This window comes from Kitasatospora misakiensis, from assembly GCF_042656005.1.
In the GTDB taxonomy this organism is placed as follows: domain Bacteria; phylum Actinomycetota; class Actinomycetes; order Streptomycetales; family Streptomycetaceae; genus Kitasatospora; species Kitasatospora misakiensis.
Genome location: NZ_JBHSOF010000119.1, coordinates 1 through 2435, shown reverse-complemented (window position 1 = coordinate 2435; position 2435 = coordinate 1). Strand labels below are relative to the sequence as shown.

Genomic DNA, 2435 nt, shown 5'->3' with positions numbered 1-2435 from the left:
GTCGGCGTGCCTGGTCGCGCAGCGCGTCCTCGGTCTTCGCCGACAGCGCCCACATCACCGGCAGTTCGGACCCGTGCCCGACCTCGGCGGCGGCTGGCTCGACGGCTTCGGCCGCCGGCGGCTCCTCCAGGATCACGTGCGCGTTGGTCCCGCTGATGCCGAACGAGGACACACCCGCCCGCCGCCGCCGCTCCCCGTCCGCCTCCCACGGCCGGGACTCCGTCAACAGCTCCACGGCACCCGCCGACCAGTCCACCTGGGGCGTCGGCTCGTCGACGTGCAGCGTGCGCGGCAGCTCGCCGTGGCGCATCGCCATGACCATCTTGATCACGCCGCCCACGCCCGCCGCCGCCTGGGCGTGGCCGATGTTGGACTTCAACGAGCCCAGCCAGAGCGGCCGTTCGCCGTCCCGGCCGCGGCCGTAGGTGGCCAGCAGGGCCTGCGCCTCGATCGGGTCGCCGAGCCGAGTGCCGGTGCCGTGGGCCTCCACCGCGTCCACGTCCGCCGCGCTGAGCCCGGCGTCGGAGAGCGCCTGCTGGATGACGCGCTGCTGGGACGGGCCGTTGGGGGCGGTGAGCTGGCTGCTGGTGCCGTCCTGGTTGATCGCGGAGCCGCGGACCACGGCGAGGATCCGGTGGCCGTTGCGCTGCGCGTCGGAGAGCCGCTCCAGAAGCAGCAGGCCGACGCCCTCGCCCCAGCCTGTGCCGTCGGCGGCCGCCGCGAAGGCCTTGCAGCGGCCGTCCGCCGACAGCCCGCGCTGCCGGCTGAACTCCACGAAGAGGCTCGGGGTGGAGAGCACCGTGACGCCGCCGGCCAGCGCCAGCGAGCACTCGCCGTTGCGCAGCGCGCGGGCGGCCAGGTGCAGGGCGACCAGGGAGGACGAGCAGGCGGTGTCCACCGTCACCGCCGGGCCCTCGAAACCGAAGGTGTACGAGATTCGGCCGGTGGCGATGCTGCCGGCGCTGCCGGTGCCGACGTACCCCTCGAAGCCGTCCGGGATCGGGTTGAGCCGGGATCCGTAGTCGTTGTACATCACGCCCGCGAACACGCCGGTCCGGCTGCCGCGCAGGGTCGCCGGGTCGATGCCGGCCCGCTCCACGGCCTCCCACGCGGTCTCCAGCAGCAGGCGCTGCTGCGGGTCGATGGACAGCGCCTCCTTCGGCGAGATACCGAAGAACTCCGGGTCGAACCCGGCGGCGTCGCGCAGGAATCCGCCCTCCCTGGCGTAGGAGGTGCCGACCTTCTCCGGGTCCGGGTCGTAGATGTCCGGGCCCCAGCCTCGGTCGGTCGGGAAGCCGGCGATCGCGTCCCGGCCCTCGGCCACCAGCTCCCACAGCTCCTCGGGGGTGCTCACGCCGCCCGGGTAGCGGCAGGCCATGCCGACGATCGCGATCGGCTCGCGGTCCTTGGCCTCGACGTCCTGCAGGCGCTGCCGGGTCCTCTGGAGGTCGGCGGTCACGCGCTTGAGATAGTCGCGGAGCTTGTCTTCATTCACCACGGTGACGTCTGCTTCCTTTGGATTCCTGGGAGTTCTGGATCCCGGCCGGCGACGGGGCGCCGAGGGCCGAGGGGCGGGGCGGTGGAACCGGTGCGGCCCGGTCAGCTGCCGAGTTCGTTGTCGATGAAGTCGAAGAGTTCGTCGTCGGACGCGGTCTCCAACAGGCGGCCGGTGGCGTCGGCCGGCTCGATGCCCGCCTTCGTCAGGACCTCCTGCAGGCGCCGGGTCAGCTGCTCGCGCTGCTCCCCGTCGGTCGGGAGGGTGAGCAACAGCTCCTCCAGGCGGTCGAGTTCGGCGAGGCCGAGGCCGGGGGCCGGCAGGACCTCCGTGTCCAGGTAGCCGGCCAGGGCGAGGACGGTCGGGTGGTCGAAGATCAGCGTGCTCGGCAGCCGGTGTCCGACCGCCGTGCCGAGGCGGTTGCGCAGTTCGACGGCGGTCAGCGAGTCGAGACCCTGGTCGAGCAGGCCGCGTTCGGGGTCCAGCGTGTCGGTGCCGGTGTGTCCGAGGACGTCGGCCACGTGGTCGAGGACCAGCCGGCGCAGCACCGTCCGGCGCTCCTCGTGGTCGAGCCCGGCGAGCCGGTCGGCCAGGCCGGTCGCGTCCGTGCCGCCGGTGCCGGCGGCCGGGGCGGTGCCGCCCCCGGCCGAGGCCGCCGCGCGGCGCACCGGCGTGCGCACCAGGCTGCGGAACAGCGGCGCCGGGTCGTGCAGGGCGGCCAGGTCGAACCGCGACGGCACGAGCGCGGCCCGCTCCGACCGCAGACCCGCGTCGAACAGCTCAAGGCCGAGCTCCGGGTCGATCGGGAGGATGCCCATCCGGGCCATCCGGGCCCGGTCGGCCTGCGCCAGCGTGCCCGTCATGCCGCCTTGGGTGTTCCAGAGTCCCCAGGCGTAGGAGGTGGTGGGGTGGCCGTGGTGGGTGCGGTGGGTGGCGAGGG

General features: G+C 74.0%; 2 protein-coding genes. Both read right to left on the bottom strand.

Going from position 1 to position 2435, the window contains the following annotated elements; all coding sequences use genetic code 11:
• On the bottom strand, window positions 1-1495 hold a 1495-nt coding region (locus tag ACFP3U_RS36775; protein ID WP_417466421.1), incomplete at its 3' end, for a type I polyketide synthase.
• A 104-nt stretch (window positions 1496-1599) separates the two neighbouring features.
• Window positions 1600-2435, bottom strand: an 836-nt coding sequence (locus ACFP3U_RS36770; protein WP_380230131.1) for a beta-ketoacyl reductase, incomplete at its 5' end; no start/stop codon positions are given.